Source organism: Neptuniibacter sp. PT8_73, assembly GCF_047778045.1.
Lineage (GTDB): Bacteria > Pseudomonadota > Gammaproteobacteria > Pseudomonadales > Balneatricaceae > Neptuniibacter.
Genome location: NZ_CP180545.1, coordinates 3,787,210 through 3,813,250 on the forward strand (window position 1 = coordinate 3,787,210; position 26,041 = coordinate 3,813,250).

A 26,041-nucleotide genomic window follows, 5' to 3' on the forward strand; every position below is an offset into this window, starting at 1 on the left:
CTACAATGACTAGCGAAGCTAAAACACACGCAATTGATATCTCTACAATGCAACGAGATAACCGTATTTTGAACCTTGAAGAAGAAACAATGGCTCTTGAGGTTAAAGACCTTAAATTGAGCTATGGCGATAACGAAGCGCTTCACGGTATCGACATGCACATCCCTAAGAACCGCGTAACTGCGTTTATCGGTCCTTCTGGTTGTGGTAAATCAACACTACTACGTTGCTTCAACCGTATGAACGATCTAGTAGATGATTGCAGTATCACAGGGGAGATCCTGCTGGATGACAACAACATCTACGACCGCAGCGTTGATATCGCAGAACTACGTCGTCGCGTGGGCATGGTATTCCAGAAACCAAACCCATTCCCGAAATCTATCTACGAAAACGTTGCTTACGGCCTGCGTATTCAGGGCGTAACTAAGAAGCGCGTTATCGACGAAACAGTTGAGTGGGCACTAAAATCTGCTGCGCTTTGGGACGAAGTTAAAGACCGTCTACACGAGAGTGCACTAGGCATGTCCGGTGGTCAGCAGCAGCGTTTGGTTATCGCTCGTACGATTGCGGTAAAACCAGAAGTTCTACTGTTGGACGAACCAGCATCTGCACTTGACCCAATCTCTACATTGAAGATTGAAGAGCTGATCCACGAACTGAAGAAAGACTTCACGATCGTGATCGTAACCCACAACATGCAACAGGCTGCGCGTGTATCTGATTACACTGCCTTTATGTATATGGGTGATCTTATCGAGTTTGGTGTAACAGATACGTTGTTCACTAACCCGGCTAAGAAACAAACTGAAGACTACATTACTGGCCGTTACGGTTAATTTGGGGAAGGAATCAGATCATGGAACTAAATACAGACAATTATTCCACGCATATTTCGGCTCAGTTCAACGAAGAACTAGAGCAAATCCGTACCCAACTGCTAACTATGGGCGGCATTGTTGAGCGTCAGGTACACGACTGTATCGACGCTCTACTAAACAGCGATGCAGACCTTGCGGAACAGTCGCGCAAGGTTGATAAGCAGACTAACGATATGGAAGTGATGATCGATGAGCAGTGCACAAAGATCATCGCACGTCGTCAGCCAGCAGCAAGTGACCTTCGTTTGATCATCGCTGTATCTAAAGCGGTATCAGACCTTGAAGGTATGGGCGATGAAGCTGCACGCATCTGCCGTCACGCTATCGAATTGGTAGACGAAGGCGAATCACCGCGCGGCTATCAGGAAGTACGTCACATCGGCAACCTAGTTCGCCAGATGGTTAAAGACGTATTAACTGCATTTGCCCGTAACGATACTGAACTTGCTTACCGCGTAGCGAAGATGGACAAATCTGTAGACCAGGAATACCGCTCTGCGATGCGTTCTCTAGCAACATTCATGATGGAAGATCCACGTTCTATATCTAGCGTAATGAACGTAATCTGGGTTCTACGTAGCCTTGAGCGTATCTCTGAACACGCACGTGCGATGGCTGCTCACCTGATCTACCTAGTGAGCGGTACTGATGTACGCCACGGTAGCCTTAAGCAGATCAAAAAAGCCGTTAAACCAGAAAACGAAGATTAATTATTTATTAATCTAAGCTACGGTTTAATAAGCCTTATCGATTTAAAAAGCAGCCTCTTTAGGCTGCTTTTTTTGTATTTATCGCCAAAGTTATTCGTATATTGGTCGATACTTATATGACTCATCTATCAACTAGGGCTCCCATGCTGCAATACACTGTATACGCCGACCTCAACTGCCCCTTCTGCTATGCCTTGCATGAGCAGTTGCATCAGTTTGGTCTTTTGCAGCAAGTGGACTGGCGCTTAGTTGAGCACGCACCTGATATCGCGATTTTTAATAAAACCGCCGAAAGTCAGGCCGAACTCGCCAGCGAAGTATTCGTTGTTCGAAGCCGTGTACCTAATATCGAAGTCGCGCTGCCTAAAGCGCGTAGTGACAGCCACTTTGCCAGCCTTTGTGTGATAGAAGCCGCTGAGCATGACGTTGAAAAATCGATCCACCTCCGCCGTCTACTCTACCGCGCTCTTTGGGTCGAAGGTAAAGATATAGCGGATGTTTCGGTTATCTACGATTGCTTGATGGAAGCAGGCTTGCCAACCGAGCTGGATATCGAAGAGCCACAAGAAAACAAACTGATCGAGTGGCAAACTGCGTGGGAGCAAGGTGATTTTAACCTGCGTATCCCAGTGATCTGCGCTGACGATGGCCGTATCTCGCTAGGTTTACCTAGCCCTGAAGATCTTAAAGCCTTCTTTAAAGGCAAAGAGATCGACTCTCAGGATCAACATCGAGAGAGCTGCCCGCGCTCGGAGCAACAAACTATCGCCATCTACTGCGATCACAGTATCGAGATCGTTTGGCCGGTGATCGCTATCTTGCGTAACGATTACAATATCTTACTACCGGCTAACCTAACCGAGCTGAAAAACTTACTGCAGGAAGATGCACCGGATCTACTCCTCCTCGGTACAGAGAATCAGTGGTCGGATATGTTCACGCTTTGCGAAGAGGTAAACAAAAATAAAGATGAGTTCCCGCTGCCGATTGCATTCCTGAGCCAACAGATTGAGGACCAACTAGAGCTGGATGCTTATCAAGCAGGAGCCGCAGATTTCCTCGCGCTAAACCGTGCGCCTGCTGTAATACAGTCACGCATTAAGATTCTGATGCAGCTAAAACAGTCTCAGGATCAACTGGCACGCTCGGCTCGTGTTGATGGTCTAACTCAGGTCAATAACCGCCGCGAGTTTGAACGCAATATTGAAACGGAATGGCGACGTGCGCAGCGCTCTAAGCGCAACCTTTCTCTTATCATGATCGACATCGACCATTTCAAACTGTTCAACGATGGTTATGGCCACCTAGCTGGTGACGGTTGTTTACGTACCATCGCGCAAACTATAAAAGCCTCCATTCAACGTGCGCAAGATATGGTCTGTCGTTATGGCGGTGAAGAGTTTGCGGTAATTCTGCCAGAGACAGATATTGATGGCGCACAGCTAATTGCTGAAAAGATTCGCTCTGCAATTGCCGAGCTTAAGATCGAACATAACTTTTCCAGTACAGGAAATACCGCAACGGTCAGTGCCGGCGTAGCCTCGATTAATCCGTCTAAAGGAGGCTCGCCGCATGAGCTGATCGAGCTGGCCGACCAAGCACTCTATCAATCAAAAGAGAATGGCCGTAACAGGGTCACTCTCAGTTAGAAAGACTCTAAGCCAGATTACTCTAGGCCAGACATCGGAATAAAACCTGGTAGTGCTTTAATGCGATCGATCCACTGGCCGATCTGTGGATAATCTTCCAACTTAATTCCACCTTCCCATGCTAAGCCTACATAAGGCATCACGGCACAATCAGCAATCGTCGGACGATCTAGCGCTAACCAGTCGTTATTAGACAGATGGGATTCTAGAAGCCCTAGAATTCTATCAGCCACCACCAGCGTCGCGTCTTTATTCAGTTCATAACCAAATTTATCAACTAGGCGAGCGGCACCCGGGCCATTTTGTATTTCATTTGCCGAAGTCGATAACCACTGCTGAATCTCAGCTTGCTCCTCTGGAGAGTTGCCATACCACTCTGGTGTTGCGTACTTCTGCGCTAGATACACCAAGATTGCATGGGAATCGCGTAGTACCGTGTCGCCATCCTCCAGTACCGGTACTTCACCCCACGGATTCAGATCAATCACCGGTGACTGCTTATGCATACCCGCCAAGAAGTCCACCGCCACCAGCTCTAGCGGAATATTGGTTAGTGATGCAAACAGTCGCGCTTTGTAACAGTTGCCTGATGGTTCCAAATCATACAGTTTCATTCTTATACTCCTTAAATTGATTCCCGCGCCCACTCAGTTTCTGTGAACCTAGGGGTAATATGCTTGGAACAATTCCAGTCAAATGCTTCCAGTTTAATATGAATAAACGATTCCGCTTTGGCCGAACTTTCCATCTGATCTGCATAGAGTTTTAAATGTTCTTCAACCGAGAGTAGCTTGACCCGGCCTAAGATCTTTAAGCGCCGACGATGGGGATAATCCATTAAAAATAGCGCTACTTTATCGTTTTTGGAGAAATGGCCTAAGCTTTGATACTGACCATTTCCGCTAAAATTCCCAAAAGCTAAGGTTTCTTCATCCAACACCTGTAGAAAGCCAGCCTCACCACCGCGGTGTTGAATATAGGGCCAGCTATCTTCCCCCACTGACGCCATATAAAAGCTGTCCCGCGCTTGGATAAAGTCGGCTTCACGCTCGGTGAAACGATCAAAATCAGGCATTCGCTGGCGTACCACAGCAGACTTTTCATAACTGCCGAAACGCTGCTGCATCGCCAGTACAGACTCGGTAAAGGTTATGTCGCTAAAACGATGGGCCATGAGAACACCTTGCTTCAACATTGATCATGTCATTCATTATGTAAAAAACAGATAACGCAATAAATAGAGCAAACTAGATTTCAATAATGCACTTTATGCATTAATCTGCAGATATGAATAAACTCAAAGCGATGGCGGTTTTTGTCAAAATTGTCGACTGCGGCAGCCTTAGTGCAGCAGCAGAAAAGTTATCCATGTCCCAATCTTCGGTGGTCCGAACGCTGGCGGCACTAGAGAAAGAGCTCGGTGCTCAGTTGCTCTATCGTACCACCCGTAGTCTCAGCCTAACCGAGGAAGGCGATGACTACTGTCAGCGCTGCCGCCAGATATTGTTGGAAGTGGAAGATGCAGAAAATGCCCTCAGCCAGCAGCAAACGATACCTAAAGGGGTGATTCGGATCACTGCGCCACAAACCTTTGGCCGCCTACATCTCAGCCCTGTGATTAATGAGTTTTTAGATACCTACCCAGAGATGGAGGTGGAGCTACTGCTGTTGGATCGTGTGGTCGATTTGATCGAGGAAGGTATGGATATCGCCCTGCGTATAGGCCCCCTTCCCGACTCTACCCTGATCGCGAAACAGGTCGGGGAGGTGAAATATAAAGTCTGTGCAAGTCCAGCCCATATTGCAGAGCACGGGGTACCGAATCACCCAGATGAATTAGAGCAGCTCGACTGTATTCACCTCACTGCGCTTAGATCTCACGCCACTTGGGGCTTCACTGAGGGTAACCAGCAATACAGAATCAATGTCCAGGGTAGCTTTAAAACCAATCATGTAGAAACTGCCGTGGATGCGTGTCGAGAAGGTCGCGGTTTCGGTCAGTTCTTAAGTTATCAGGTGAATCCGCATATCAGAACGGGTCAGCTGATCCCAGTCCTAGAGCAGTTTGAAAGCCCATCGATTCCGGTCAATCTGGTCTATCCACACTCACGCCGCCTCTCATCCAGAAGCCGCGCCTTTATTGAATGGGCAAGACCAAGGTTACAGCAACGCTTAAAAAGTGATTAGGACTCTACAGGCCAGTATTGGGCCAGGGGTGGGAAGCGCTCGATTAAGCCAGTACGCCCCATAGTTTCCATCAACGCCATATTGCGCTCTGGAATCTCATCTGGGTTCTTATAGTGCACCAACACTCGGCTCATCTGTCCTTCACGGATAATGTGAATGGTTGGAAACGGCGCACGGTTGGTCCAGTTGGTAATGTCATCCGCTTCAACCCCAGAGAAACAGTAATCAGGGTGGAAGCTCGCCAGTTGGAATACACCGGCTAGGCCTGCACGTTCAAGCATAGTTTGGCAAAGATCTAACAGATCCAGAAACGACTCAAAATCCACCGCTGTCTCGGTAAACGCAACTAAGGTTGTGGATAACTCTTCTTCAGGCGAGTCCTGAATTTTCGCAAGCTCAGCTAGGAAATCCTGCGCTGCATCGGTCATCACACTGGCATGAGATACCGCGTAACGGATGCTCTGATTGCGAACTTCAGGTGCCGCAAAGGGACATAGATTTAGGCCAACCACAATCGCCTCAACCCATTGTTGAGTTAACTGTTCTGCCTGTGCTGCTGGAAAAGAGAATTTATCAGTCGTCATAGCCGCTATTTTACCCCAGCTGCCCCGTCAATGCTCCCTTTTGGTGCCTATGATGCAGACCTCCCTTTCTGCTAATATAGCGCCACTCATCATTAGGAAGCTAAGTACCCCAGTGCCTATCAAGTCTGCTCTTACCACACAAAGTTTTGATACCCGTTGGTTGAAACTACGTCGACCACTCAAAACTGCGGTGCCTCACGAATGGCAAAGTTGGTTGCTGGATAGCGGCTCACTAACCCAGCGCTTGGTAAAACGCAGTCAGGGCAATTTCCGTGTTGAGGTGGTAAGACAAGGCTGGATGCGCCCAACCCGCTCCGAGGCCAATGCCTTAGGCATAGATCAGCGCCAATGCGCTCTAGTTCGCGAAGTTCAGTTGATCGGTAACGATGTACCTTGGGTATTTGCCCGTTCGATTATCCCAGCACAAACCCTAACCGGCCGCGAACGGCAACTACGCATGTTAGGTAACCGCTCTTTGGGGAGTCTGCTATTTACCGATCCAACCATGCGCCGCGATCCTATCGAGATCAGTCGTCTGCAACTGCAAGATAAAACCGAGATCTGGGCACGCCGTTCGGTGTTTTTCCTGTCCAATAAACCCTTACTGGTTTCTGAAGCATTTTTGCCTGAACTATTAGGCAAGTGATAATGCGGAGAATAGCCAGATGCGTTTACTTAATTTATTGATAAAACAGCCTTTATTTTTACTCGTTTTATTCTTAATTCTTAGCGCAAAGAGCATCGCTGCCGACCCGAATTCACCCTTCGATGAACGTGACTTTGATGAAAGAAGCTACCCCCATGAAGGTGACTACTTCTCTACGATCGCTTCAGGCCATCTAGAAGCGATCCGAAAATCACCCGGTACGGTTAGCGTCATCACCGCTGCAGAAATAGAAGCTATGGGTGCAACACATCTCGATGAGGTACTGGAAACGGTTGCAGGATTACATGTCCAGCGCTCAGATCTAAGTAGATTGGACCCGGTCTACAGTATTCGCGGTATTCAAAATGGGTTTTCCACTCAAGTGCTGGTTCTCTTTAATGGAATAGAGTTTAAAAACCCATTCAGTGGCGGCCTTCCCACAACATTTCGATTGCCCCTCAACGCAATTGAACGCATTGAAGTGATCAAAGGTGCTAGCTCTGCGTTATATGGTGCGAATGCCTACTCCGGTGTAATCAATATCGTGCCTAAACGTTCGCAAAATTTTGCTGAACCTATGTTTCAAGCCAGAGCGGGTAGCTTTGGCAGTCGTGATTTCACGGTACAGCACAGCGATTTTGATGGCTTTGGCAAAGGGTATTTCTTTTCACTCGAACAACAACAAAGTGACGGCGATGATTCCAGAATTATTACTCAAGACTTCCAGTCGCTTAATGACATATGGTTCGGTTCAAACGCATCATTAGCGCCCGGCCAGCTTAATAGAAATTACTCAGTCACCAATGCGATGTTAAATATCGATAGAGGTGACTGGAGCTGGAATAACTGGTTTTGGCATAACCATAAGGCTGGTAATGGCCAAGGCGGTGCTCGTGCCCTAGACAGTTCGGGTTATGAAGACACTTACTCCTTCATGTCACATCTGCAATATCGAGGTATTATCAACCCTCAATATTCCGTCGAGAACAACTATTCCTACCACTATCAAGAAGGTGAAAGCACCTTAATCCTGTTTCCTAAAAACAGTATCATTCCGATTGGCAGCGATGGAAACCCATATACTCCGGGAGGCAACTTAATCCGTTTTACAGATGGAGTCATAGGCATTCCTTCCGCCAAAATGCATAAATCTTACGTTGATCTCATTTTAAACTATGTTGGTTCACCCGATCATATTTGGCGCTTTCAGGTCGGGGGGCAATTTAGTAATTTCCGCAGCGAAGAAAGAAAGAACTTTGGTCCCGGTGTGTTAGACGGCACCGAAACGGTTGTTGATGGCAACTTAACCGACGTTAGCGATCAGCCTTACGTCTATTCAGAAGATAATGAACGTCATAATGCATTTTTAGCGATTCAAGACCAATGGACGCTAAATAAAAACTGGACCCTCACCGTCGGTGGGCGTGTAGATCATTATTCCGATTTTGGCCGAGTATTTAATCCGAGAATGGGCTTGGTTTGGGAGCCGAATCAAAAACTTACCGGCAAATTACTCTACGGTAGGGCCTTCCGAGCACCGTCATTCAGCGAACTATATTTAAAGAACAACCCCGGTGGACTTGGCTCGCCGTCGCTTAAACCCGAAAAGATAGAAACGCTGGAACTGGTTGCCGACATTAAACCTAAAGCAACGCTGCATCTACAAAACACGCTCTTTTACTACCAAGCCGATGATTTGATTACCAACCAATTTAACGGTGCTGTATATCAATTCCAGAACTCGATGGAACAGAAAGGTTACGGCGTAGAGATCGAGGGAACGTGGGATATCAGCCATGCGTTAAAACTGAAAACTCAATACAACTACCTCAATACAAAAAACTCGATGACGGGTGGCAGTGTTGCCGATATTCCAAACCACACAGGCTACCTAGCCGTAGATTACCGTCTCCCCAATCATTGGAAACTACACCTGAATAATCATTGGATCGGTTCAAGTAACAGGGCTCCAAACGACACACGCAAAAAACACAGTGGTTATTCATGGGCCAATCTAAAGCTTTCTAAAGAGCACAAACTAGCTGGGCTCAGTACAGCACTGATCATAAAAAATGTACTGGATAAAGATGCTACCACCCCTGCATCTTCAATCATCCCTAACGACTACCCAATTGAGGGGCGCAGCGTATTAGGTGAACTGACTTACCAGTTCTAGGTGATATTTCTTGGCAAAACACGGTTTTTTTTATGCGTGTTTTTCTAGCCAGTTTGTCAAATATGGCCAGAGCTTTTCAGATTTTTTACTAAAGAACTTCATATGACCGATCTCTTTGAGCCCCTCCTTTGATGGGTCCAGTTCAACGCGCTCTATCGGCATTTTTGTAAAGACCCGGGTCATATCATCTACGTTATGATTATTAGCGATACTATCGTCACTGGCATTTACCCATAAACTTGGGCAATCCATTTCGTAGAACCAGTGTTCTTGGATACGTTTACCAAAATCGGTTTCTACATAGCCTTGTGCATTACACCAGTGTCTCCAATCAGCAGCTACTTGCGAGGGCAAAGACTCTCCCATGCCGACCAATTCAGATTTGGTATATCCAAAAAGCTTATTACTGATCGGGATAAAAATATCTAAAAAGAATCTAGCTTGATACCGGAAAGGTGCCGACATCTGATCAATTTGCCCTGAGGAACAAGCAAAGTTGAATATAGAGCCAATTTTGTTCCAGTTTGGGATTAGGCCTAGGAGTTGACCTCCCGCACTGTGACCGACAATGTGGTACTTATGATTGGGGAAAGATCTCTGAAGTTCATTAAATGCGCCAGCTAAATCTAGGGTTCCCCAATCAATTAAGCTAGCTTTACAGTCTTTAATAGAACCCCGTAAGGAATCACCAACACCCCGATTTTCGAAGGTTAAACACGAATAACCTATAGAGGTTAAATGGCTTGCCAGACTGTTATAGAACCCACGTTTCATGCCGGTTGCAGGGGCAAAAAGAATGGCGTTTCCATTTGCCCTGACCTCTGCAGGAATATATTGCGTACCGGCTAATTCGCAACCGTCTTTGCATTGAAAGTTAAGATCTTTTTTATTTATTCCTGAAGTCATTATTTATCTAAGTATCGTATAGTTTGACCTTCAATATACGTTACGAGACAACCCAGACAATGGCATAAACAATCAAGAAAAGTTTCTTTTTTGAGCACAGCTCAGCTTATTTAAATCATAGAGCTGACCTACCAGTTCTAGGCAAGTATTACTCCCGCTAACCCTAGTTCAGGCTTTGAATTGGTGTAATACGCTTCGCTATTACACCCTGCTTTCGATAAATCGCGGACATTAATATTTAAGGCAACCACACATAGTCAGTTACTTCTTTTCACTTCTTCATAGCTGTATGAAGCCATTAGACCAAAAAAACCAACTACCGAGACAGCAATTGAAAAGTATTCCACCCAACTATCTACTTTGCTGTTTCCATCTATCACTGCGCAAATGATAAATACGGGAAGCATAAACATGGTTGGTAGTAACCACAGTTGAGATTTCTTTGCCCATACAATCTCTGCGCGACAAAATGGGCAAATAAAATTCCCAAGAGCGCTCCCTTTCTCAGCTGAGTTTGCATCATTCGCATTGATTAATTTTTTACAACATGGACAGTTAGCAGAAAGCATAAAAAGCCCCTATTCTCTATAGATTTCTACCGAATACTATTCCCGCTGCAGCAAGCATGAAAAATAGATTCATTCTTTTAACTATCTTCGATTGCTCTTCTGCAGGCATAGGTTTGTTAAGCAAACCAGCTGCTATGCACACACCAATACACAGTGAAATACCACCACCAGACATTGCCCAGTCCTCCTTGCTCAATGCGGAGGAATTCTCAAACAACCCCATAATGACAGCATAGATAATCCCCAAGAACGGAAGTCGAAGTATCCATACCATTACATTTGTCATTAGCACTCCTTACTGCTTCTCTTATCGCGTCAATTACATAGACGTAACCAGATTAAGGGCTAGTGTCCTTTATAAGCAACACTAGCCCTTACAAAACTTTCCTCGAATGACTCTACTTAATGACTTGTTCATAATCTACGGGAATTTCTCTGAATTTATACCTTGGGGATGTCCGCTATTGGCACAAAACAGAAGCCAATACATGCCCACGCTTTTCCTCTAGGCGCAGCCGTCCTCTAGCAGCGTAGCTGCGTCCTAAAAGCGAAGCGATCTCTAGCCGCGCAGCGGCGTCCTTGCCACTAGCTACTTCTTAAAGAACCAACTGCAACAACATCCGCAATCCCGTAATCAGCAACACCACCGCAAACACTTTCTTAAGCTTGCCTGCATCCAACTTCAATGCGATAGATACGCCGATAGGGGCGAACAGAACAGTCAGTGGCACGATGCAGAGAAAACCGATCAAGTTTACTAAGCCAAATGTGCCTGCAGGGGCATCGGCTGGTGTACTGCCCAGCAACAACATTGTTATAGCGCCCGGAAGGGAGATGATTAAACCGATAGCAGCGGCGGTACCTACCGCTTTATGCGCAGGGTAGTTGTATAGGGTCAGCAGAGGCACCGAAATCGTGCCGCCGCCGATACCTACCATCGAGCTGAAAAAGCCAATGGATGTGCCCATCGCCGTTTGCCCTGCTTTGCCCGGTAGTTGTTGGAACAGTGCAGATTTACCGGTTCTAAATAGCATGTTCAGTGCAGATAGCGTCGCGATCACGCCAAATAGCGCAGTGAGCCAAGTCCCCTCGACCCGTGTTACTAGCCAACTGCCAATCAAAACACCGACAAAGATAAAGACGGCCCAACGTTTTAGTAGATCAAAGTCGACATTACCTTTTTGGTGGTGGGAGCGAATCGAGCTGATCGAGGTGGGAACGATGGTCGCTAATGAGGTTGCGGTCGCCACAACCATGGCAGATTCTGGTGATACGCCAAAACTCTGAAAGAGGAAAAACAGCACCGGTACGATTACGATGCCACCACCAACACCGAGTAAACCCGCTAAGATGCCAGCGAATGCACCGGTTGCCAGTAGGGCTAAAAAGGAGGGGATATTGTTGATAAAGAATTCAGTGATATTCATTGAGGGAAGGTTCTATACAGTGGCTCTACCCTAAGGTTTATAGCCATAAAGCGATGGGGCCATAAGACCCCTTTTTTAAAATGAGTGTCGAGCTGCTTGGGTGAGACAGTCTTAAGCTGCCAACTCTTTTCTAACCAGTTCTGCACCCGCGCGCAGTGCATTCAACTTGCCTCGTGCGATCTCGCGCGATAGAGGTGCCATACCGCAGTTGGTGCAAGGGTAAAGTTTGTCAGCATCAACATACTTAAGCGCACCACGCAGGGTTTCGGCGACTTCTTCTGGCGTCTCAATGGTCTCAGTCGCGACATCAATCGCACCCACCATCACTTTCTTACCACGAATCAGCTCCAGTACTTCAAGCGGTACACGACCGTTGTGGCACTCCAAAGAGATGATATCGATATTGGATTTCTGCAGTGATGGGAACGTCTCTTCGTATTGACGCCATTCCGAGCCCAGCGTTTTTTTCCAATCGGTATTGGCTTTAATGCCGTAGCCGTAGCAGATATGCACGGCTGTTTCGCATTTAAGCCCTTCAATCGCGCGTTCTAGGCAAGCAATGCCCCATTCATTTACTTCTTCAAAGAAGACGTTAAATGCCGGTTCATCAAACTGGATAATGTCCACGCCAGCCGCTTCAAGCTCTTTCGCTTCTTCGTTTAGCACTTTGGCAAACTCCCAAGCTAGATCTTTACGGCTCTTGTAGTGATCATCGTACAGGGTATCAACCATAGTCATCGGCCCTGGTAGTGCCCATTTAATCGGCTGATCTGTTTGCGTACGCAGAAACTTAGCGTCTTCCACAAACACTGGCTTTTGACGACTCACTGGACCAACAACAGTCGGTACGCTGGCATCATAGCGGTTACGGATTCGAACGGTTTTGCGCTTTTCAAAATCAACGCCGCTCAGGTTCTCGATAAACGTAGTCACAAAGTGCTGACGTGTTTGCTCACCATCGCTAACGATATCGATACCGGCATTTTCTTGCTCTTGCAGGGTCACACGGAGTGCATCCTGTTTGCCGAATAGGAGTTCTTCACCTTCAAGTTTCCAAGGTGACCAAAGTTGCTCTGGTTCTGCTAGCCAAGAGGGTTTAGGTAAACTGCCAGCAGTTGAAGTAGGTAGTAAGTTTTTCATAATTTATACAACTCTATAATCTTGGCTTACGCGTAGTTAGCAGACCATTTTTCAAGAATTTCCCCATAGGGCTTAATAAAGTGTTCTTCCGCCCATTTGCCCTGTTCAACCGCTAAACGGCTGCGCTCTTCTCGGTCATACACAACTTGCGTTAGTGAGAAATCTTGGTGCTTCAAACTTGGTTTAAACACTTCACCGGCAAAAGCATTGGCGTTATAAATCTCTGGGCGATAGATCTTTTGGAACGTCTCCATCGTGCTAAGGGTGCTGATCAACTCAAGGTTGGTGTAATCGTTGAGTAGATCCCCGTAGAAATAGAACGCGTAAGGCGCCACGCTATTTGGCGGCATGAAGTAACGCACTTCCATGCCCATCTTTTTGAAGTACTGTTCGGTCAATGACGGCTCGTTTGGCTCGTATTCCGTACCTAAAACCGGGTGGGTATTCGCCGTTTTATAATAGGTTTTGTTATCCGACACACTCAGGCAGATCACCGGCAGTTTGTTGAAGTTCTGCTTGTAAGCTTCTGAGTTCACAAAGTCTTTAAACATGTTGCCATGCAGCTCGCCGTAGTTGTCCGGCACGCTGAATTGCTCTGCATCTTTGTTGTGATTCAACAACAACACGCTGAAATCATAATCACGCACGTAAGAGGAGAAGTTGTTGCCAACAATGCCTTCGATACGGCGCTCAGTTTTGTGATCAAGGATGTACGTTTTTAAGATCTCAATCGTTGGGAAGTTATCGCCATTCCCTTGCACATCAATATCAACATGGATGATCTCAAGCTCTACCGAGTAACGATCATTGTTTGGGTTATCCCAAGTCGCCAGCGTATTAAAGCTGTTATCAATCATCTTGATCGCACGGCTCAAATTTTCTTTACGCTGTTCACCACGGGCTAAGTTGGCAAAGTTAGTTGTTAGGCGAGTATTGCCTGATGGCTCATAGTTTTCATCGAAACTAATGCGCTCAATGCTGTATTCGAAACCGTTGCTCATAATCTGTATTCCGTAGAAATTAAGTCTGACTTTTCATCGCTCTCTGGACTGTTCACCTGCCTTAAATAAACATTGGCCGATATTAGGCGCAGTCTTACTTCTGGTGAGCGTTAAGTTAAGTTCACTTTTTACAGGGACGGCTTTATGAAAAAAATTGATTAAAATTTATGGTTTGATGACCTTTGCTCATGAATTGATTAAGGCAACGTTTTGAAGAGGCACTGCGAGGTATGTTTTTGCTGGATGAGCGCCCATTTTACGCAGGCTGCATCGGCATCGGTGATGCTCAGGATCTGGTTCTAGGTAAGCGCAGCGAATAGACAATGTATGAGGGAAACTAATTGATCAGTGAAAATTAACCATTTCTACTCATGCAATAAGCTCTTTAAGCTGCTTGGCAATCCGTCACGAAAACAGAATATTTAGGTTTGTTTATGAGTAACGTTGCCACAACCTACCCAGTCGTTTCTTACCCTTGTCAGGTTGTTAAGTTTGCCCCTTTGAGTAATGGCTCTTTTGATACAGATACATTTGATATTGAGCTGCAATCGCCAGCAGGTACAGAGCTTAACTATCATGCAGGACAGTATCTGCAGCTCGATTTAGATGTTAATGGCGATGGTCAGCTACAAACGCTCTCTTACACCATTGCCAGCAGCCCTGACTCAGAAAATCCTCGACGCCTACAGCTGTTTATCCAAAACGGTAGTGAGTTTGCTGATAAGGTTTTGAACTGCCTATCTCAACATTTAGAAAACCAAACACCCCTTAATGTAACGCTGGCAATGGGGAAAGCCTTTTTACAGACTGACCTTGCTCAGCCTCACCTATTAATCGCGGCAGGCTCAGGCATATCCAAAATTAAAAGCATCACCGAAGAGATACTAAGACGTAAACCTGATGCCGAGGTGAGTATTTACTGGTCGAACAAGCATAGCGAAGAGTTCTATCTGCTAGAGCAGTTCCAAACTTGGGCGGATCAGAATGTGAACCTCAGTTTCACGCCGATTCTCGAATCGCCAGACGATAACTGGAACGGCCGCACTGGCTATATCTACAAAGTGGTAAGCGAAGATTGTGATGCACTTGGAGACACTCAAATCTACCTCTGCGGCTCACCCAATATGGTTTACGGAACACTCGATCAGTTAGAGTCGAAAGGGCTTAAGGAAGAGAACTGCTACTCAGATGTTTTTGAGTTTGCGCCAAGGGGACAGATATCAGCTAGTTGAAGAGCTAATTAAGCATCCCTAACAAACCGGAACAGTTCTTTCTGTGGTAGAGGTTTGCTGAAAAGGTACCCCTGACCATAATCACAACCCAAATCTTTAAGTAGTCGGCACTGCTCTTCTGTTTCAACACCCTCAGCTATAGTTTGCAAACCAAGGTTTTTAGCCATCTGGATAATAGTTTTCACCAGGAGATAATCTTCGCCCTGCTCTTTCATATCTCTGACAAAAGACTGGTCGATTTTCAGATAATCAAAAGGGTAATGCTTCAGGTAACTCAAAGATGAAAAGCCGGTACCAAAGTCATCAAGCGCCAATGAAAACCCTTGGTTCTTAATATGATTGAGCTGCTCTAATGCCTCATCAGGTGACTCTATCATCAAGCTTTCGGTTATTTCGATACAAACCAAGTCAGGGCTCAAATCGTGTTGGGTTAGAATTTCAGCGGTGGTAGGCATCTCTCCTTTGCTAAAGTTGAACTCACCCGGCGAGCGGTTAACCGTGACGCCTACAGGGTTCTTTTGCTCGCGACTCAATTCAGAATTCAACTGAGCAAAAACCTGAACAGAGCGGTTGAATATCAATTCTCCTAACTTCTGTATAAGCCCAGTTGATTCTGCTATTGGAATAAATTCTGCTGGGGAAACCTGACCTAACTGCTCATCAGTCCAGCGAGCCAAGGCTTCACAATGATGGACTGACATATCTTTTAGATTAACAATCGGCTGAAAATACGGCTCAATCATGCCTTCAGAAAGCGCTTTGTAGAGCCTGTTTTCTACTTTGTCGTGTCGACGGGCCTGCTCTTCAAACTCCTGACTATAAAAACTATAGCCACCACGGAAATGCTGTTTTGCAAAACGTAGAGCGGTTTGGGCATTACGCATTAGAGCATCAAGATCTTCGGCATCCTCCCCCAATATACTAATACCGACAGAGCAAGAAGGAGATATATCGCCTGATTCAGTGTGAATAATCTCTGTGAATAGCTGCAAAGTACGTTTAATTTGTTTTTCCAGACGATGGAAGCTATCGAAGCCCGCCAGCAATGCAAAGTCATCACCGCCTAGGCGGGCCAGCACATCACTGTCACGCGTTTGGCTTTTAAGCTTCTCACCAATGGTTTTAACAACCATATCTCCAACGATATGTCCGTATGAAGAGTTCACCATATTCAGGTTATCAATATTCATACGAATCAAAGCAATATGCTGGCTAGCCCGTTGAGCCACAGCAATTGCTTTACTAGCATGGTCTTGGAACTCAAAGCTATTACTCAGCCCAGTCAGATAATCATGGGTAGCTTGGTGATAGAGCTGCTCCTGCAACTCCTTCTCTGAACTGATATCTCTAAAGCTGGAGATAAAATTGGATATTTCACCCCGATCATTTTTAACCAGAGAGATTGAACTCCATACCGGATAAGTTTCACCGTCCTTGCGACGATTCCACAGCTCACCCTGCCATATGCCTTTTGTGGAAAGGTCCTGCCACATCGCATCGTAAAAAGATTTCGGCTGTAGACCTGAATTGAGCATACTGGGGTTATTTCCAATCAGCTCTGCCCTGCTGTAACCACACATCCTTTCAAATGCGGCGTTTACTTCAAGAATATTATTGTTTTCATCAGAGACCAGAAGCCCCTCAGTCGTATGTTCAAAAACTCGATGAGAAAGATCTAACTGCTGATTTTTTTGTTGTAGAAGAGAGATCTGTTTCTGCTGTTCCCTCTCCCAGAGAGTTCGTTCTAATTCAGCAGAAGCGCGTATGGCGAAAAGATCGAAAATGCCCAAAATATCTTCGCAGGCCTGATCCTTTTGCTTAAACAGAGCAACCAATAAACCTATAGGTTTACCCTCAGCATCTTTTAAGCTTTTTCCGACATAACCTTGCAAGCCAAAGTCATCCAGCATTTGGTCGCCAGGGAAAAGCGTTGCTATATCACGGGGATAAACACATATGCCGCCACTGTAAACTTTGTCGCAAGGCGTCCCCTCCAGATCATAAGAAAGCTTTTCACCTAGCTGCCCTTCGCACCATAAGGAGACAGTATTTGCTTGGTGAGAAACAAGATCCAACTCACCGATCAGAACATAATCAGCATCAATCAGTTGAGCGAGACTAGTGACCAAGACATCAAAATACTGATGACCACTATGCTCATTTACCAGCTTAAGCGCTGCATCAACGGATTGATCAAATTTTAAACTCATACTACCAATATTCTTACTTAACTGAGTTCATTCCTGAGTGCTTTAAATTGCCCCATTCATCCTGATTGATGGCTTTGCTATAAAGGATAGACTTTGGCTGCCGGACATACGAATTAATGCTCGCTTCTGGATCATAGTAGAACCCAAAAAAGCGACTAACTCTAAGCTGAGCAGTTTGACACAAAAAAGCAGCCTAAAGGCTGCTTTCGCTCAATAAATCCGCTATTTACTACACTACTTCCCCAACATCCCATTCAACTCAGGGATACAGGAGCCGCAATTCGTACCGCACTTCAGCTTGTTACCCAATGCATCGAGTGAGTTACAGCCTTGTTGGATCGCATCTTCGATCGCGTGGCTACCTACTTGGTAACAACTACAGATGATCTCGCCCGGATCTTCTAGTTCGCAGCCAGTTACGCTGAGTAGGAAGCGGCGTTGATCCATATTCACTTCGGTTTCGGCAAAGAGTTGCTCCAACCATAGTGTTGATGGGATTTGGCCGTAAGGCATACGGAAGAAAGCCCACTCAAGCTGCTCGCCATTGAGACCCGCCGCGCGGAAGCTATTTTGGTTGGCATCTTCCAACCAGATATCGATTTCACCAAACTGCTCCTGACACCAGCTACGCATATCTTCGATTTTGTTGCTGTCTGCCAGATAGTAGAGCGATGCACTCTCTTTGGGCACGCGCGACCAATATTCCACCGGTAACGCATCATCGAGGGGCTCGCGAGTAATTAACCAACCTTCCCAAGCAGGGTTATACGGCTCGACATTTACCACCGCGTGCTTGCCTTCTGGTTGGCCCGAGAACGGATCGACCGCCGGTTGAACCAAGGCACCCATTCTTGCTTTAGCGCTGAACTGTTTGTTCCAGTGCATAGGCACAAAGATTTCGCCACGGCGCTGGTCGGTATCGACGATGCGAGCACGACCGATATATTCCGCCTGAATGTTTTTAAGTTTAACGAGCTCAGATTCTTTGATATTCAGTTTTTCCGCGTCCTCTCTGTTGAGCTCAACAAAGGGTTCTTCCCGGTGTTGAAAAAGGCGGCTGGTACGCCCTGTATGGGTCATTGTGTGCCACTGGTCACGAATACGACCGGTATTCATAACAAAAGGCATTTCGTCGCAAGGTTGCTGTAGCGGGTCGTGTGGATCAACCGTAATAAACTGCGCCTTACCCGATGGGGTAAAGAACTTACCGTCGGCAAATAGTCGCGCGGTGCCATAAGGCGCAGCATCGGTTACCGGCCACTGTTGTGGTTTCAGGGCATCGTAGCTTTTCAGATCCAGATCTTGCAGCTGGCTGATATCAAAGGCGCGGCTGCCGTTGTTTTCAAAGCCAGATAGTTCCGCATGTTCTTTAAAGATCTCGTAAGGGTGATCGTAGCTGAAGGCCTGCTCATAGCCCATACGCTTGGCCACTTCGCTGATAATCCACCAGTCCGGTTTAGCTTCGCCTGATGGCGGCAGTAAGCTACGCTGACGGGAGATACGACGCTCAGAGTTAGTTACAGTACCGTTTTTCTCACTCCAACCCGTCGCCGGTAAACATACATTGGCGAGTGCAACCGTATCGGTATGCGCCATACAATCAGATACCACCACCAGCGGACATTGTTTCAGGCTGCGTACCACTTGATCGGCATTTGGCAGACTTACCGCAGGGTTAGTACCCATAATCCAGATCGCTTTTACTTTACCCTCTTCAATTGCTTCGAACAGATCAACCGCTTTATAACCGGCGCTGGTCGCAACATTATCGCTACCCCAGAAGCGTCCTACTCGGTCGACCGCTTCGGGCGAATTTAACTCCATATGCGCGGCAAGCTGGTTCGCTAGGCCACCGACTTCACGGCCACCCATAGCATTTGGCTGTCCAGTGATAGAGAACGGTCCTGCACCCTCTTTACCTAGACGACCCGTCGCAAGGTGACAGTTAATAATGGCATTGGAGTTATCGGTACCACTTGCGGACTGGTTCACCCCTTGCGAGTAGAAAGTCACAACTTTTTCAGTTTTCGCATACCACTCAAAGAAGGTTCGCAACTGCATGATTGGTAGATCGCAGGCTTTAGCCACGCTATCAACATCAGGGAAGGTAAGCTCAGCATTAGCACGGGCATCAGCGAAACCTTCAGTAAAGTTGGCGATATATTCGTAATTTAGGTAATCATGGCGCGCTAGGTAAGAGAGTAAGCCGGTAAACAGAGAGCTATCGGTTTCGGCTTTTAGCTGAATATGCAGATCGGCGATATCACAAGTCGCGGTGCGGCGCGGGTCTACCACTACAATTTTCAGATTAGGATTCTTAGCTTTTGCCGCTTTCATGCGCTGGAACAAGATTGGATGGTTCCACGCAGCATTTGAACCGGTGATGATGATCAGCTCGGCTAACTCTAGGTCTTCATAACAGCAAGGCACAGCATCAGCACCAAAAGCGCGCTTATAGCCTGCTACGGCTGATGACATACAAAGGCGCGAGTTGGTATCGACATTGGCCGTACCGACAAAGCCTTTCATCAGTTTGTTGGCTATATAATAATCTTCGGTAAGGAGCTGGCCGGAGAGATAAAAGGCCACAGAATCGGGTCCATGCTCCATAATGGTGCGCTTAAAGCCTTCAGCGACTGTTTCAAGAGCACTATCCCACTCAACAATTTCACCATCGACGACAGGGTTAAGTAAGCGCCCTTCGGCCCCTAATACCTCGTTTAAAGAGGAGCCTTTTACGCATAATCGGCCAAAATTAGCGGGGTGTTCTTCGTTACCCTTTACTGCAACTACGCAATCGTCAGCAATTTCGGCCTTTACCCCGCAGCCCACGCCGCAGTAAGGACAGGTCGTTGTCGTTTGCATCTTTACCTCCAATAAAACTATCCAAGAGCAACGTAAATATTTGGCTTACTGGTCAGTTTTTTGGAATGCAGGCGCCTGCATACCCTAAACTGAAGAAAGAGTAAGCACGCACCGTTGCGCATCAAAATGTATTGCTCCTAGTACAGCAAAGCGCGTGCCATAAAGCGCCCGAATAACCATGGAACAAATATTGCTTTATGACAGGCTATCCAATTCCGGAACTGGATTAATGAGTAAAGTAAACTGTTTAAACGTGCTGTTGATCGATGACGAGCCCATTCGTGTGAATGCGCTTGAGAAGGCGTTAAATACGCTGGGGCACCATGTTGTCTGTCATCTACCTAACACCACTGATCTAAATAAGCATGTCGAGGAGAACCACCCCGACATAGTCATTATAGATATGGATTCACCCAACCGTGACACGTTGGAAAGTATGGCGACGATGAGCCAGAACAATCCACGCCCGATCGTCTTTTTTGCGGAACAACAGAACGACCGCAGGACGATGGCCGAAGCAATCAACGCCGGTGTCAGCGCTTATATAGCCGACGGCCTACAACCAGACCGCGTAAAAGCGATTATGGATACGGCGATTGCTCATTTCGATGCTCACAGTTTATTACGTGAAGAGTTGGAGAAAACCAGAAACCAACTGGCAGAGCGCAAAACCATAGAGAAAGCCAAAGGCATGTTGATGAAACATCAAGGCTGCGATGAAGAACAGGCATATCAAACCCTGCGCAAGCTTGCGATGGACCGAGGCCAGAAAATTCCCGATGTGGCACGAAATGTGATTGAAGTTTTACAACTGGCGAACGGCCTGAGTAAGTAAAAGAGATAGGAGCTGATATGTCAGATGCACTGACACTAGAAAAAACTGACCTGAAACTAGGTTTTGTGGCACTGCTCGATTGTACCCCTTTGGTTGTTGCGCGCGAGAAAGGCTTTTTTAAGAAACATGGTTTGAATGTCATCCTGAGTAAAGAGTCCTCTTGGGCCTCTATTCGCGACAAAGTAAGTTTTGGATTATTTGATGCAGCCCACATGCTGGCACCGATGCCGCTGGCTGCAACATTGGGCTTAAACGGTAACCCGACACCGATGATGACGGCGTTGTCCCTAAGCCAGAACGGTACGGCGATCACCCTATCGCAAGAACTTTATATGGCACTGTCCAATAAGATCTCTGATTGGGATGACAGTGAGCAGGTCGGCCAACAGTTTAAAGAACTGATCCAGCAAAGTGGGCGCAAACCGGTTATCGCAACCGTTTACCCCTACTCAAACCATCACTACCAACTACGTTTCTGGTTGAACCAGAACAACATCAATACCGAAGAGGATGTTCAGCTGGTCGCGGTACCACCGACCAAAATGCTCGATAACCTTTCCACCGGTTTGATCGATGGTTACTGCGTAGGTGAACCTTGGAATAGCTTAGCTTTAGTGCAACAGATTGGTGGCCTTGTGAGTACCGGCCATAAGATTTGGGGCTCCCATATGGAAAAAGTACTGGGCGTCACGCAGCAGTGGGCCGATGAACACCCAAATACCCACCGCGCATTGATTACAGCGATCCACGAAGCCTGTCTGTGGGCGGAAGATCCAAGCAATCAGGCTGAGATTTTGAAACTCCTCGCACTGCCACCTTATTTAGATCAGGCAGCAGAGCAGTTATCTAAGTTCACACCTCCTTATTCGATGGAGCAGCATTTCTCCGGTGAGAATGTGAACTGCCCCGATCCTGACCATGGGCTGTTCTTAATCGATCAGATGCGTAAATGCGGCCAGATTTGCGAGCTGGAATTTGATCAAGATGAGATCGTTCATAACGTCTATCGCAAAGATCTATATCAAAACTGGATTGGCGCTTAACTAAGCGGGGCAATCAGCACTTAAAACGAGCTCAGTTTTAATAACTGAGCTTTTTTTTCGGCAAATTTTCCCGACAAAAAACACCCTACCTTTCTAACAATCCCTTCTCCTTTTAAAGCCCCTTTTCTGACCAGACGCCCCAAAACATTTTTCGTTTGCCCTATTTTTGACCTCTCACTTTTGCACCAACTTAATGAACCAAAGCCCCATTGTGCACCGCAACAAACCACAACAAAAATTCCAAAAAACAAACGAACCAAACATAACTAATTGTTTTTTATAGATTTTAACAACTCTGGCACAGCACCTGCTCTATTAGATAGCAAATGAGGACACCAATGGCGGTGCACTCAAATAGTTAGAAACGACCCAGAAGGTCACAAAATTTGAAACTAGGCAAAGGCGCCTCGGCTGATCACATTGATGTGATCATGTTCGGCGCCTTTTTGTTTTTAAGATTGGGAGAACGATCCATGCTTAAGAAGAAAAAGGCTCTACTAAGTAAAGTTATCAGCGGTGCGGTTTTAGCTGCATCATTAATTACCGTCCCTGCATGGGCAGCAATTGGTGAGCCTGAAAAAGAAGATCTGAAGTTTGGTTTTATCAAACTGACAGATATGGCTCCTCTAGCGGTTGCGTATGAAAAAGGCTTCTTTGAAGATGAAGGCCTCTACGTAACGCTAGAAGCGCAGGCAAACTGGAAAGTTCTTCTCGACCGTGTCATTGACGGTCAGCTAGATGGCGCGCACATGCTTGCAGGTCAACCGTTAGGTGCCACTATCGGTTTCGGTACGCAGTCTCACATCATCACCGCATTCTCTATGGACCTTAACGGTAACGCGATCACTGTATCTAACGATATCTGGGATCAGATGAAAGAGTATGTGCCTAAACAAGCTGATGGCAAACCAGTACACCCGATCAAAGCCGATGCGCTAAAACCTGTTGTTGAGAAATATAAAGACGAAGGTAAGCCATTTAACATGGGTATGGTATTCCCAGTATCTACCCACAACTATGAGCTACGCTACTGGCTAGCAGCCGGTGGTATCCACCCTGGTTACTACGCACCGCATAACGGTGATACGTCCGGTACGATCGATGCCGATGCCCTACTGTCTGTAACACCGCCACCACAAATGCCAGCAACAATGGAAGCAGGCACGATCTACGGTTACTGCGTAGGTGAACCATGGAACCAGCAGGCTGTATTTAAAGGTATTGGTGTACCTGTAGTCACTGACTACGAGATCTGGAAAAACAACCCAGAGAAAGTATTTGGTGTATCTAAAGCATGGGCTGATGAAAACCCAAATACTCACCTTCGCGTCGTTAAAGCGATGATTCGTGCAGCTAAATGGTTGGACGATAACAACAACGCGAACCGCCCAGAAGCAGTAAAAATCTTGTCTCAACCTAACTATGTAGGTGCGGACTACGACGTTATTGCTAACTCAATGACAGGTACATTTGAGTACGAAAAAGGCGATAAGCGTGAAGTGCCAGACTTCAACGTATTCTTCCGTTACAACGCGACTTACCCGTATTACTCCGATGCGATCTGGTACCTAACTCAGATGCGTCGTTGGGGTCAGATCTCTGAACCTAAGTCTGACCAGTGGTTCATGGATATCGCGAAGAAAGTTTACCGTCCTGATATCTACGCAACAGCAGCTAAAGAGTTGATCGAAGAAGGCAAGATGACGCCAGACATGTTCCCAGACTTCAACACTGAAGATGGTTTCCGTGCTCCGCAGACTCACTTTATCGACAACATCACTTACGACGGTAAGAAACCAAACGACTACCTGAAGAAGTTCAACATTGGTCTGAAACCAGAACAGAAAATCTAATCTGACTGGTTAAGCATATTCCTCCCCCTCAGTTTTGGGGGAGGAATTCAGGTCAACGAGGGAGTAGCAAGTTATGAGTAATACATCCGCACTATCAGGCATCAGTGCCTTTTTTGAAAACCCGAAAGACAATCTACAGAAGTTCAGCAAAACCCTTCTGGTACCTCTGGTTGGTCTACTAATTTTCCTTTTCGTGTGGGAGATCGGCGCGAAAAGCATTAATACATCCTTGGGCGCTTTCCCTGGCCCTATGGCAGTGTATGAACAAACCATCAATCTGGTAAACGATCACCAGAATGAACGTAATAAAGAGGCTGCTTTCTACGAACGCCAAGAGAAACGTAACGCTAAGAAGCTAGAAAAAGATCCGAACGCTAAAGTAAAAATCCGTCCTTACACAGGCAACCCGACGTTCTTTGATCAGATCGGTACGAGCCTAGTAACGGTATTGTCAGGCTTTATTCTGGCATCCCTGATCGCCATCCCTGCGGGTATCGTGATCGGCTTAAACAATACTCTTTACTCTGCACTGAACCCATTGATTCAGTTGTTTAAACCGGTATCGCCACTGGCATGGTTGCCACTGGTTACTATGGTTGTCAGTGCGGTTTATGTCAGCAAGGACCCAATGTTTGCTAAGTCCTTTGTGACATCTCTAATCACTGTATCTCTATGTAGTTTGTGGCCAACACTGCTTAACACAGCGGTAGGTGTATCTAGCATCAGTAAAGATCTGCAGAACGTATCTCAGGTACTACGCCTAAGCTGGTTCGCACATGTCACCAAAATTGTACTGCCATCCTCTATCCCGATGATCTTCACAGGTTTGCGTCTATCACTGGGTATCGCGTGGATGGTATTGATCGCCGCAGAGATGCTGGCGCAAAACCCTGGTCTAGGTAAGTTCGTATGGGATGAGTTCCAGAACGGTAGCTCCAGCTCCCTAGGCCGCATCATGGTAGCCGTGCTTGTGATTGGTCTGATCGGCTTCATGCTAGACCGCGTTATGTTGTTCCTACAGAAGAAAGTGTCTTGGGATAAGACTGCGGTACTTAGATAAGTTAGGCGTTAATAGCAAAACGTTACATAGGACGTTAACAGAATTTAAAGCCTGAGAGGCCAAGCCTCTCAGCAGGAGAATTATCATGACTCAGCCTCCAAAGCATTTAGAACTAACAAAAGTAGATATTGATTTCCCAACCCCTAATGGCCCATTTAAAGCGCTACAGGATGTGAACTTAACCATCAATAAAGGTGAGTTTGTCTCGCTAATCGGTCACTCCGGTTGTGGTAAATCAACTGTACTGAATATAGTGGCAGGCCTTTATCAAGCGACTAAAGGTGGTTGCCTACTTGATGGCAAAGAGGTCAATGCTCCGGGCCCTGAACGTGCAGTGGTTTTCCAGAACCACTCCCTATTACCTTGGTTAAGCGCTTACGAAAACGTTGAGCTAGCCGTGAAACAGGTTTTCGGTAAGCAGAAATCAAAAGCAGAGATGCGCGAGTGGATTGAGCACAACCTATCGCTCGTACACATGGATCACGCGATGGACAAACGTCCTGATGAGATCTCCGGTGGTATGAAGCAGCGTGTCGGTATCGCTCGTGCACTAGCAATGGAACCCACCGTAATGCTGATGGATGAGCCATTTGGTGCCTTGGATGCCCTAACCCGTGCTCACCTGCAGGACTCTCTGATGGAGATCCAAAAAGATCTCAACAACACCGTGATCATGATTACCCACGATGTCGATGAAGCCGTACTGCTATCTGACCGTATCGTGATGATGACCAATGGCCCAGCTGCGACTGTAGGTGAGATTCTAGATATCGACCTGCCGCGCCCACGAGACCGTATCGCATTGGCGGATGACCCTCAGTACAACCACTATCGTCATGAAGTGCTGACCTTCCTATATGAGAAGCAACGCAAGCCTGACAGTGCGGAATCCGCACCAAAAGAGGATAAAAAGCAAGATCTGGCACAGGATGTGCAAGATGATAAATCAGAAAGCGAGGAAAAAGCTGCTTAAGCACTGAAACCCTACATTTCAACGGTGAATTCTAGGATTTGGTCAGACTAAAGCAGTGCATAGCTAAGAAAGCGCACCAACAAAGCGCACCTTG

At 46.5% G+C, this 26,041-nt stretch carries 23 protein-coding genes; 12 read left to right on the forward strand and 11 right to left on the reverse strand.

The window, feature by feature from the left end; translation table 11 throughout:
* Positions 1-5 precede the first annotated feature (5 nt).
* The 3 genes from pstB to ACMXYN_RS17405 all read left to right on the forward strand — a co-directional run bounded on the left by pstB (position 6) and on the right by ACMXYN_RS17405 (position 3,240).
* Positions 6-839 (forward strand): phosphate ABC transporter ATP-binding protein PstB, encoded by an 834-nt coding sequence (gene pstB / locus ACMXYN_RS17395; protein ID WP_415886296.1) that lies wholly within the window; start codon positions 6-8, stop codon positions 837-839.
* A 20-nt stretch (positions 840-859) separates the two neighbouring features.
* Complete coding sequence (gene phoU / locus ACMXYN_RS17400) at positions 860-1,591, forward strand: phosphate signaling complex protein PhoU (RefSeq protein WP_415892865.1); 732 nt, start codon at positions 860-862, stop codon at positions 1,589-1,591.
* A 143-nt stretch (positions 1,592-1,734) separates the two neighbouring features.
* Positions 1,735-3,240, forward strand: coding sequence for a diguanylate cyclase (locus tag ACMXYN_RS17405; RefSeq protein WP_415892866.1), 1,506 nt, complete (start codon positions 1,735-1,737; stop codon positions 3,238-3,240).
* 17 nt (positions 3,241-3,257) lie between these two features.
* Here the strand turns inward: ACMXYN_RS17405 and ACMXYN_RS17410 are convergent, their stop codons facing one another.
* Positions 3,258-3,854, reverse strand: coding sequence for a glutathione S-transferase family protein (locus ACMXYN_RS17410; protein ID WP_415892867.1), 597 nt, complete (start codon positions 3,852-3,854; stop codon positions 3,258-3,260).
* 11 nt (positions 3,855-3,865) lie between these two features.
* The gene (locus tag ACMXYN_RS17415; RefSeq protein ID WP_415892868.1) at positions 3,866-4,414 is read right to left on the reverse strand and encodes a pyridoxamine 5'-phosphate oxidase family protein; all 549 of its coding nucleotides are present in this window, start codon (positions 4,412-4,414) and stop codon (positions 3,866-3,868) included.
* A gap of 113 nt (positions 4,415-4,527) precedes the next feature.
* Here ACMXYN_RS17415 and ACMXYN_RS17420 point away from each other — a divergent pair, with 113 nt between their 5' ends.
* Positions 4,528-5,427 (forward strand): LysR substrate-binding domain-containing protein, encoded by a 900-nt coding sequence (locus ACMXYN_RS17420; RefSeq protein WP_415892869.1) that lies wholly within the window; start codon positions 4,528-4,530, stop codon positions 5,425-5,427.
* Here ACMXYN_RS17420 and ACMXYN_RS17425 read toward each other — a convergent pair.
* Complete coding sequence (locus ACMXYN_RS17425; RefSeq protein WP_415892870.1) at positions 5,424-6,011, reverse strand: DUF1415 domain-containing protein; 588 nt, start codon at positions 6,009-6,011, stop codon at positions 5,424-5,426. The genes ACMXYN_RS17420 and ACMXYN_RS17425 overlap by 4 nt on opposite strands.
* 49 nt (positions 6,012-6,060) lie before the next feature.
* Here ACMXYN_RS17425 and ACMXYN_RS17430 point away from each other — a divergent pair, with 49 nt between their 5' ends.
* Entirely contained in the window at positions 6,061-6,657 is a 597-nt protein-coding gene (locus ACMXYN_RS17430; RefSeq protein WP_415892871.1) for a chorismate--pyruvate lyase family protein, read from the forward strand.
* A 19-nt stretch (positions 6,658-6,676) separates the two neighbouring features.
* A complete protein-coding gene (locus ACMXYN_RS17435) occupies positions 6,677-8,833 on the forward strand; it encodes a TonB-dependent receptor plug domain-containing protein (RefSeq protein ID WP_415892872.1) in 2,157 nt (718 codons plus the stop codon).
* A gap of 30 nt (positions 8,834-8,863) precedes the next feature.
* On the opposite strand, the gene ACMXYN_RS17440 is transcribed toward ACMXYN_RS17435, so the two are convergent.
* From ACMXYN_RS17440 to ACMXYN_RS17465, 6 genes are all read right to left on the reverse strand, one after another.
* Positions 8,864-9,739 carry an alpha/beta fold hydrolase gene (locus ACMXYN_RS17440; RefSeq protein ID WP_415892873.1) on the reverse strand — a complete coding sequence of 292 codons (876 nt, stop codon included), beginning with the start codon at positions 9,737-9,739 and terminating at the stop codon, positions 8,864-8,866.
* 257 nt (positions 9,740-9,996) lie between these two features.
* Positions 9,997-10,308, reverse strand: coding sequence for a hypothetical protein (locus tag ACMXYN_RS17445; protein ID WP_415892874.1), 312 nt, complete (start codon positions 10,306-10,308; stop codon positions 9,997-9,999).
* Positions 10,309-10,324: 16 nt separating this feature from the next.
* Positions 10,325-10,594 (reverse strand): hypothetical protein, encoded by a 270-nt coding sequence (locus ACMXYN_RS17450; RefSeq protein WP_415892875.1) that lies wholly within the window; start codon positions 10,592-10,594, stop codon positions 10,325-10,327.
* Between the two features lie 310 nt (positions 10,595-10,904).
* The gene (locus ACMXYN_RS17455) at positions 10,905-11,735 is read right to left on the reverse strand and encodes a sulfite exporter TauE/SafE family protein (RefSeq protein ID WP_415892876.1); all 831 of its coding nucleotides are present in this window, start codon (positions 11,733-11,735) and stop codon (positions 10,905-10,907) included.
* A gap of 111 nt (positions 11,736-11,846) precedes the next feature.
* Positions 11,847-12,875 carry a methionine synthase gene (locus ACMXYN_RS17460; protein ID WP_415892877.1) on the reverse strand — a complete coding sequence of 343 codons (1,029 nt, stop codon included), beginning with the start codon at positions 12,873-12,875 and terminating at the stop codon, positions 11,847-11,849.
* A 26-nt stretch (positions 12,876-12,901) separates the two neighbouring features.
* Positions 12,902-13,876 carry a DUF1852 domain-containing protein gene (locus tag ACMXYN_RS17465; RefSeq protein WP_415892878.1) on the reverse strand — a complete coding sequence of 325 codons (975 nt, stop codon included), beginning with the start codon at positions 13,874-13,876 and terminating at the stop codon, positions 12,902-12,904.
* A gap of 434 nt (positions 13,877-14,310) precedes the next feature.
* Between ACMXYN_RS17465 and ACMXYN_RS17470 the strand changes: the two genes are divergently transcribed.
* On the forward strand, positions 14,311-15,108 hold the full coding sequence (locus ACMXYN_RS17470; RefSeq protein WP_415892879.1) for an NAD(P)H-flavin reductase: 798 nt from the start codon (positions 14,311-14,313) through the stop codon (positions 15,106-15,108).
* Positions 15,109-15,116: 8 nt separating this feature from the next.
* Here the strand turns inward: ACMXYN_RS17470 and ACMXYN_RS17475 are convergent, their stop codons facing one another.
* Entirely contained in the window at positions 15,117-17,318 is a 2,202-nt protein-coding gene (locus tag ACMXYN_RS17475) for an EAL domain-containing protein (protein WP_415892880.1), read from the reverse strand.
* A 234-nt stretch (positions 17,319-17,552) separates the two neighbouring features.
* Entirely contained in the window at positions 17,553-20,183 is a 2,631-nt protein-coding gene (locus ACMXYN_RS17480) for a molybdopterin-dependent oxidoreductase (protein ID WP_415892881.1), read from the reverse strand.
* Positions 20,184-20,412: 229 nt separating this feature from the next.
* On the opposite strand from ACMXYN_RS17480, the gene ACMXYN_RS17485 reads away from it, so the two are divergent.
* From ACMXYN_RS17485 to ACMXYN_RS17505, 5 genes are all read left to right on the forward strand, one after another.
* Positions 20,413-21,018: an ANTAR domain-containing response regulator gene (locus ACMXYN_RS17485; RefSeq protein ID WP_415882905.1), complete on the forward strand. Its 606-nt coding sequence runs from the start codon at positions 20,413-20,415 to the stop codon at positions 21,016-21,018.
* 17 nt (positions 21,019-21,035) lie between these two features.
* Entirely contained in the window at positions 21,036-22,061 is a 1,026-nt protein-coding gene (locus tag ACMXYN_RS17490; protein ID WP_415892882.1) for a CmpA/NrtA family ABC transporter substrate-binding protein, read from the forward strand.
* A 473-nt stretch (positions 22,062-22,534) separates the two neighbouring features.
* Positions 22,535-23,914: a CmpA/NrtA family ABC transporter substrate-binding protein gene (locus tag ACMXYN_RS17495; protein WP_415886314.1), complete on the forward strand. Its 1,380-nt coding sequence runs from the start codon at positions 22,535-22,537 to the stop codon at positions 23,912-23,914.
* Between the two features lie 73 nt (positions 23,915-23,987).
* Positions 23,988-24,974 carry an ABC transporter permease gene (locus ACMXYN_RS17500; protein WP_415892883.1) on the forward strand — a complete coding sequence of 329 codons (987 nt, stop codon included), beginning with the start codon at positions 23,988-23,990 and terminating at the stop codon, positions 24,972-24,974.
* 85 nt (positions 24,975-25,059) lie between these two features.
* A complete protein-coding gene (locus ACMXYN_RS17505) occupies positions 25,060-25,947 on the forward strand; it encodes an ABC transporter ATP-binding protein (protein WP_415892884.1) in 888 nt (295 codons plus the stop codon).
* The last annotated feature ends 94 nt before the right edge of the window (positions 25,948-26,041 follow it).

Bases quoted from the DNA above. Each gene is read 5' to 3' on its own strand.
- pstB (WP_415886296.1), top strand. From the start codon at position 6: ATGACTAGCGAAGCTAAAACACACGCAATTGATATCTCTACAATGCAA.
- phoU (WP_415892865.1), top strand. From the start codon at position 860: ATGGAACTAAATACAGACAATTATTCCACGCATATTTCGGCTCAGTTC.
- ACMXYN_RS17405 (WP_415892866.1), top strand. From the start codon at position 1,735: ATGCTGCAATACACTGTATACGCCGACCTCAACTGCCCCTTCTGCTAT.
- ACMXYN_RS17410 (WP_415892867.1), bottom strand. From the start codon at position 3,854: ATGAAACTGTATGATTTGGAACCATCAGGCAACTGTTACAAAGCGCGA.
- ACMXYN_RS17415 (WP_415892868.1), bottom strand. From the start codon at position 4,414: ATGGCCCATCGTTTTAGCGACATAACCTTTACCGAGTCTGTACTGGCG.
- ACMXYN_RS17420 (WP_415892869.1), top strand. From the start codon at position 4,528: ATGAATAAACTCAAAGCGATGGCGGTTTTTGTCAAAATTGTCGACTGC.
- ACMXYN_RS17425 (WP_415892870.1), bottom strand. From the start codon at position 6,011: ATGACGACTGATAAATTCTCTTTTCCAGCAGCACAGGCAGAACAGTTA.
- ACMXYN_RS17430 (WP_415892871.1), top strand. From the start codon at position 6,061: ATGATGCAGACCTCCCTTTCTGCTAATATAGCGCCACTCATCATTAGG.
- ACMXYN_RS17435 (WP_415892872.1), top strand. From the start codon at position 6,677: ATGCGTTTACTTAATTTATTGATAAAACAGCCTTTATTTTTACTCGTT.
- ACMXYN_RS17440 (WP_415892873.1), bottom strand. From the start codon at position 9,739: ATGACTTCAGGAATAAATAAAAAAGATCTTAACTTTCAATGCAAAGAC.
- ACMXYN_RS17445 (WP_415892874.1), bottom strand. From the start codon at position 10,308: ATGCTTTCTGCTAACTGTCCATGTTGTAAAAAATTAATCAATGCGAAT.
- ACMXYN_RS17450 (WP_415892875.1), bottom strand. From the start codon at position 10,594: ATGACAAATGTAATGGTATGGATACTTCGACTTCCGTTCTTGGGGATT.
- ACMXYN_RS17455 (WP_415892876.1), bottom strand. From the start codon at position 11,735: ATGAATATCACTGAATTCTTTATCAACAATATCCCCTCCTTTTTAGCC.
- ACMXYN_RS17460 (WP_415892877.1), bottom strand. From the start codon at position 12,875: ATGAAAAACTTACTACCTACTTCAACTGCTGGCAGTTTACCTAAACCC.
- ACMXYN_RS17465 (WP_415892878.1), bottom strand. From the start codon at position 13,876: ATGAGCAACGGTTTCGAATACAGCATTGAGCGCATTAGTTTCGATGAA.
- ACMXYN_RS17470 (WP_415892879.1), top strand. From the start codon at position 14,311: ATGAGTAACGTTGCCACAACCTACCCAGTCGTTTCTTACCCTTGTCAG.
- ACMXYN_RS17475 (WP_415892880.1), bottom strand. From the start codon at position 17,318: ATGAGTTTAAAATTTGATCAATCCGTTGATGCAGCGCTTAAGCTGGTA.
- ACMXYN_RS17480 (WP_415892881.1), bottom strand. From the start codon at position 20,183: ATGCAAACGACAACGACCTGTCCTTACTGCGGCGTGGGCTGCGGGGTA.
- ACMXYN_RS17485 (WP_415882905.1), top strand. From the start codon at position 20,413: ATGAGTAAAGTAAACTGTTTAAACGTGCTGTTGATCGATGACGAGCCC.
- ACMXYN_RS17490 (WP_415892882.1), top strand. From the start codon at position 21,036: ATGTCAGATGCACTGACACTAGAAAAAACTGACCTGAAACTAGGTTTT.
- ACMXYN_RS17495 (WP_415886314.1), top strand. From the start codon at position 22,535: ATGCTTAAGAAGAAAAAGGCTCTACTAAGTAAAGTTATCAGCGGTGCG.
- ACMXYN_RS17500 (WP_415892883.1), top strand. From the start codon at position 23,988: ATGAGTAATACATCCGCACTATCAGGCATCAGTGCCTTTTTTGAAAAC.
- ACMXYN_RS17505 (WP_415892884.1), top strand. From the start codon at position 25,060: ATGACTCAGCCTCCAAAGCATTTAGAACTAACAAAAGTAGATATTGAT.